Origin of the sequence: Bradyrhizobium sp., assembly GCF_016462955.1 — a bacterium.
Classification (GTDB): Bacteria; Pseudomonadota; Alphaproteobacteria; order Rhizobiales; family Xanthobacteraceae; genus Bradyrhizobium.
Window position 1 is genome coordinate 1,703 of the sequence record NZ_JAEMSD010000360.1, and the last position, 5,432, is coordinate 7,134.

Annotated in this window: 7 protein-coding genes; 6 read left to right on the top strand and 1 reads right to left on the bottom strand. The window is 64.7% G+C overall.

Annotated elements, in window-relative coordinates:
* Window positions 1–300 (bottom strand): 30S ribosomal protein S6 (rpsF, locus tag JHD07_RS28115; RefSeq protein WP_291628041.1); only part of this gene is annotated, 300 nt, incomplete at its 3' end.
* 335 nt (window positions 301–635) lie between these two features.
* Between rpsF and JHD07_RS28120 the strand changes: the two genes are divergently transcribed.
* The 6 genes from JHD07_RS28120 to JHD07_RS28145 form a co-directional block, all read left to right on the top strand.
* Complete coding sequence (locus tag JHD07_RS28120) at window positions 636–1,334, top strand: TetR/AcrR family transcriptional regulator C-terminal domain-containing protein (RefSeq protein WP_291628043.1); 699 nt, start codon at window positions 636–638, stop codon at window positions 1,332–1,334.
* A 3-nt stretch (window positions 1,335–1,337) separates the two neighbouring features.
* Window positions 1,338–2,363, top strand: coding sequence for a fatty acid desaturase family protein (locus JHD07_RS28125; protein ID WP_291628045.1), 1,026 nt, complete (start codon window positions 1,338–1,340; stop codon window positions 2,361–2,363).
* Window positions 2,364–2,533: 170 nt separating this feature from the next.
* Window positions 2,534–3,493 (top strand): ACP S-malonyltransferase, encoded by a 960-nt coding sequence (fabD, locus tag JHD07_RS28130; protein ID WP_291628047.1) that lies wholly within the window; start codon window positions 2,534–2,536, stop codon window positions 3,491–3,493.
* An 11-nt stretch (window positions 3,494–3,504) separates the two neighbouring features.
* Window positions 3,505–4,242, top strand: a complete 738-nt coding sequence (gene fabG, locus JHD07_RS28135) for a 3-oxoacyl-[acyl-carrier-protein] reductase (RefSeq protein ID WP_291628049.1) — start codon at window positions 3,505–3,507, stop codon at window positions 4,240–4,242.
* 312 nt (window positions 4,243–4,554) lie between these two features.
* A complete protein-coding gene (locus tag JHD07_RS28140) occupies window positions 4,555–4,794 on the top strand; it encodes an acyl carrier protein (RefSeq protein WP_008551805.1) in 240 nt (79 codons plus the stop codon).
* A gap of 108 nt (window positions 4,795–4,902) precedes the next feature.
* Window positions 4,903–5,432: beta-ketoacyl synthase N-terminal-like domain-containing protein (locus JHD07_RS28145; protein WP_291628054.1), on the top strand; the 530-nt coding region annotated here is incomplete at its 3' end.

Sequence of the window (5,432 nt, forward strand, 5' to 3'; positions counted from 1 at the left end):
CGAGGAAGGCCCGTCCGCGATGATGCGCACGGTGAGATAGCGGATCACGTCTTCGCTGATGCGCTCCTGGCGCTCGATCTCGGCGATCGCCGCGGAGGGCGCGTCGATGTTGAGCAGCACGAAGTGCGCCTTGCGGTTCTTGTTCATGCGATAGGTGAGGGACCGCACGCCCCAATTCTCGGTCTTGGTGATCTTGCCGCCGAGACCCTCGACGATCCCGGTCATCTGCGCAGTCAGCTCTTCGACCTGCTGCGGGCTCGCGTCCTGACGCGCGAGAAAAACATGCTCGTAAAGAGGCATGGTCGTCCTTTCCTCATGTTGGCGCATCGCCCGGCGTCAAACCCTTAAGAGGCCTTCGGAAAGGACTCTGGGATCAAGCTCAGAAGGCGGAAACACGGGACGACGGGCCGACTGGCCCTGCCACACCAAAATCACGAAGGATTTGCTGAGACCGTCCGTTCAGCTCCCGGCCGGGGTCTGCGGATGCGCGCCTTATACGGATTTTGGCCGGCTTTGCAAGGTTGGCGGCCGCGTTTCCGCCAGGGAGCCAGCAGGCGAGTCCGGGACGGGCCCAAATCCGACCCGCTTGATTTATTTGTTTGTATATCATACAAAAAACTAACGGGAGGAGCGCAATGGAGGACATTTCTTCCCCTGCGACGTTAGAATCGGGCGCCGGCGACCCCAAGCATGCCGCGCGCGCAACGCGTTCGGCCGGCCGCAAGATGCGTTCGCTGCTCCTGGATGCGGCGAGCCCGCTGTTCCGGGAGCGGGGGCTGTCGGGCACATCCATCACGGACATCGCAGCCGCGGCGAACGCGTTCCCCAGCCAGATCACCTATTACTTCCGTACCAAGGAGGCGCTGTTCGTCGAATGCGCCTGCCGCGATCTCCTGCATCTGGCGCGCGCCACCGAGCAGGCGGCGCTGAAGGCGCGCACGCCGCGGGAATACACCTGCGCACTGGCCGAGACCGTGACGGCAAGCGATTCGGTCGCCTTCTTCGCGGAAGCGCTGACATTGACGCGGCGTCGCCAGGATCTCGCGCCCTTGGTCGAGCGCACCATCGAGCGCCTGCACGGCGAAGGCGCGCGCGCTTATGCAGGCCAGGTCGAACGGCATGGCTGGCGTTCCTTGCGTGCGCCCGACGAAAGCTCGCGGCGGTTCTGGGCGGTCGCCATCGGCGTGATCCTCGAAGGCTACGCCATGGGCCGTTCCCCGGAGGAACTCTGCGCCGAGATGCTGCGCATGCTCGGCGAGCAGGCGAAATCCGCCGGTGAGACCACACGCCTGCGGCTCGTCGACGACGCATCAGATTCGAATGAAGAGGGCTAGGCCATGACCGAGCTTCGCATGCGTGCCCGCGATTTCCTGACTGATGATCAGCTCGCCGACGTGCGCCGGCGCGTGACCTGGAAAGGCGCCGCGCTGATCGCGCACGCCTGGGCATTGATCATCGGTGCCATCGCGCTGGTGGCGTGGTGGCCCAATCCGGTCACCTATATTCTCGCGGTCGCCATCATCGGCTCGCGCCAGCTCGGCCTTGCGATCCTGATGCATGACGGCGCCCATGGCTGCCTGTCCGCCGACGAGAAAACCAATCTGGCGCTGAGCCAATGGTTCTGCGCCTATCCGCTGTTCGCGGAGACGCGCAGCTACCGGCGCTACCACCTGCAGCATCATGCGCGCACGCAGCAGGAGGACGATCCCGATCTCGTGCTGTCGGCGCCGTTTCCGATCACCAGGCTGAGCTATCGCCGCAAGTTCGTCCGCGACATCACGGGACAGACCGGCTACCAGCAACGCAAGGCGCAACTGCTCAACGCGCTCGGCCCGAAGGACTGGCCGTGGCGGCAGCGTGCGGCGCATTTCTGGGAGAAGCTCGGCCCGCAATGTGTCGTCAACGCGATCATGTTTGCGGCGTGCTCGGCGGCTGGCGTGTGGTGGGCCTATCCGCTGCTCTGGCTGGTGCCGCTATTGACCTGGATGATGGTCATCACCCGCATCCGCAACATCGCCGAGCACGCCGTGGTGCCCGACAGCAGCGATCCCCTGCGCAACACCCGCACCACGCAGGCCAATTTCCTGGAGCGGCTGTTCATCGCGCCGTACTACGTGAACTACCACCTCGAGCATCACCTGCTGTTCTACGTGCCATGCTATAATCTGCCGAAGGTGCATCGGCTGCTCAGTGCCAGCCGGCATGCCGGCCGCATGGAAGTGCAGCCGGGTTACGCGGCGGTGTTGCGGCTGGCGACTGCGCGGCCGGATCGGGACGACCGGCCGGGTCAACTCGTGAGCAGTGCGCGCCGCGCACAGGCCGGAGTGGACGTCGATGCCAACCAGACCGCCGGCGGGTTTTGACGGGTATTTCCCGTTGAATGGTAGCCCAAGCATCCCCCTCGGCTTGACAGTCCGGCCCCGGACGGTGTCTACGGCCCCCTTTGGAGCATGATCCGGAACCATGGCCCAAAGCCGTGCGTAATCGGCTGCCGGTTCTCGCGAGGGATCATGCCTGGCAACAGGGAGCGCCGATGACGGCTGCATTCACATTTCCGGGGCAGGGTTCCCAGGCGGTCGGTATGGGCAAGGCCCTGGCCGACGCCTTTCCGGTGGCGCGCGCCGTGTTCGACGAGGTGGACGCCGCGCTTTCGGAGAAGCTGACCGCGACGATTTGGGATGGTCCGGCCGAAACCCTGCAACTCACCGAGAACGCCCAGCCGGCGCTCATGGCCGTGTCCATGGCGACCTTGCGCGTGCTCGAGGCCGAGGCCGGTTTTTCCGTGGGACGAGACGCTGCCTTCGTGGCCGGCCACTCCCTTGGCGAATATTCGGCGCTGGCCGCGGCCGGCAGCCTGACGGTTTCGGATACCGCCCGTCTGCTTCGCACCCGCGGTCTTGCCATGCAAAAGGCCGTCCCGGTTGGCGCCGGCGCGATGGCTGCGCTGCTCGGTCTCGACTACGAGGCCGCCATGGAGGTGGCCAATGAGGCGGCGCAGGGGCAGGTTTGCCAGGCCGCCAACGACAATGGCGGCGGGCAGGTGGTCGTCTCCGGCGACAAGGCCGCGGTCGATCGCGCCGTCGAGATCGCCAAGACCAAGGGCGCCAAGCGCGCCATGCTGCTGCCCGTGTCCGCCCCGTTCCATTGCAAGCTGATGCAGCCGGCCGCGGATGCCATGGCGGAGGCGCTGTCGAAGGTCACGATCAAGGCGCCCGCCGCGCCGCTGGTGTCGAACGTGCTGGCGAGCGCCATCACCGACCCCGACGAGATCCGCCGCCGCCTGGTCGAGCAGGTCACCGGCACGGTGCGCTGGCGCGAGTCGGTCGCCTATATGGCCGGGCAGGGCGTCACCCGCTTCTTCGAGATCGGCGCCGGCAAGGTGCTGACCGGCCTCGTCAAGCGCATTGCGGACGGCGCCGTCGGCATTGCGGTCGGTGGCCCCAATGATATTGCCGCCGCCAAGGATGCATTGGCCGCCGCGAAGCAGGCTTGAAGGAGTCATCGATGTTCGATCTGACTGGCAAAAAGGCGCTCGTCACCGGCGCGACCGGCGGCATCGGCGGCGCGATCGCGCAGGCGCTGCACGCGCAGGGCGCGACCGTTGCGGTCTCAGGGACGCGCAAGGAGGTGCTGGACGAGCTTGCCGGCAAGCTCGGCGAGCGCGCCTTCGTGCTGCCCTGCAATCTTTCCAAGGCCGATGAGGTCGAGGCGCTGGTGCCTGCTGCGGAAGCGGCGATGGGCCAGGTCGACATTCTCATCGCCAATGCCGGCATCACGCGCGACAATCTGTTCGTGCAACTCCGTGACGAGGATTGGGACGAGGTCATCAACGTCAATCTGACCGCGACCTTCCGCCTGGCGCGCGCCGCGACCAAACTGATGATGCGCAAGCGCTTCGGCCGCATCATCGCCATCACTTCGGTGGTCGGTGTCACCGGCAATCCGGGGCAGGGCAATTATACTGCATCGAAGGCGGGCCTGATCGGCATGATCAAGACGCTCGGCGCCGAATACGCCAAGCGCGGCGTGACTGCGAACTGCATCGCGCCCGGCTTCATCAAGACGCCGATGACCGATGCGCTCAATGACAAGCAGCGCGAAACGATTCTCAGCAAGGTTCCGGCGGCCCGCCTCGGGACTCCCGAGGACATCGCGGCGGCCGCCGTCTATCTGAGCTCGAACGAAGCGGCCTACGTCACCGGGCAAACCATCCACGTCAATGGCGGCATGGCCATGATCTGACGCCTCCTTACGCGCTGCCCTCGAGGCCGCGGCGCGGGATGCGGCAAACGGCCGTTTCCGGAGCGAAATGAGGCTTGTAGTCAAGGCAATTGAAGTATGATAACCGGACCTTCAACGGATGGGCAAAGAACGCCATTGCAGGTTTTTGAAACCCTGTATATTGGCGATGCGGAGCCTTGGCCGTCGTTCGCCGGGCCCCTGCATCGGTTAGGATGGGGCCAAATCAGTTCGTAAGCGAAGGCACTAAACGACCACGACGGCTCGTATCGTCCCGGGGGGTCGGGTCTACAGGGAACAACACGAGGTTAAGCAATGAGTGACATTGGCGAGCGGGTTAAGAAGATCGTGGTCGAACACCTTGGTGTTGAACCCGAGAAGGTGGTTGACAACGCGAGCTTCATCGACGACCTCGGCGCCGACAGTCTGGACACCGTCGAGCTGGTGATGGCGTTCGAAGAGGAATTCGGTTGCGAGATTCCGGACGACGCCGCGGAAACGATTCTCACCGTCGGCGACGCCACGAAGTTTCTCGAGAAGAACGCGAAGAGCTAAGGCTCTTCAATTTCGCGGGGACAACATTGAAACCGGACGGGCCGTTTCGCAGCGGTCAGCCGGTTTCTTGTTATTGGCCGTGAATCCTGCGATGCGGAGTTTTCGGATATGAGGCGGGTCGTCGTCACGGGTCTCGGCATGGTTTCGCCACTCGGCTGTGGCGTCGAGCCGACCTGGAAGCGCATCCTCAACGGCGAAAGCGGTGCTCGCCTAATCGAGAGCTTCGACGTCTCCGATCTCCAGACGAAATACGCCTGCACAGTCGTGCGCGGCGACGGCAGCAACGACACATTCAACCCCGACAAATGGATGGAGCCGAAGGACCAGCGCAAGGTCGACGACTTCATCATCTTCGGCATGGCCGCGGCCGGCCAGGCGCTCGACGACGCCAATTGGCATCCCGCGACCGAAGAGGACAAATGCGCGACCGGCACCATGATCGGGTCCGGCATCGGCGGCCTCAACGGCATCGCCGACACGGCCATCCTCCTGAAGGAGCGCGGGCCGCGCCGGGTGTCGCCCTTCTTCATTCCCGGCCGCCTGATCAATCTCGCCTCCGGCTACGTCTCGATCGCGCACGGACTGAAAGGGCCGAACCATTCGGTGGTCACGGCGTGCTCGACCGGTGCGCATGCGGT

What these genes read in the sequence shown, in the direction of transcription:
- fabG (WP_291628049.1), top strand. Translation starts at nt 3,505, where the DNA reads ATGTTCGATCTGACTGGCAAAAAGGCGCTCGTCACCGGCGCGACCGGC.
- JHD07_RS28120 (WP_291628043.1), top strand. Translation starts at nt 636, where the DNA reads ATGGAGGACATTTCTTCCCCTGCGACGTTAGAATCGGGCGCCGGCGAC.
- fabD (WP_291628047.1), top strand. Translation starts at nt 2,534, where the DNA reads ATGACGGCTGCATTCACATTTCCGGGGCAGGGTTCCCAGGCGGTCGGT.
- JHD07_RS28140 (WP_008551805.1), top strand. Translation starts at nt 4,555, where the DNA reads ATGAGTGACATTGGCGAGCGGGTTAAGAAGATCGTGGTCGAACACCTT.
- JHD07_RS28125 (WP_291628045.1), top strand. Translation starts at nt 1,338, where the DNA reads ATGACCGAGCTTCGCATGCGTGCCCGCGATTTCCTGACTGATGATCAG.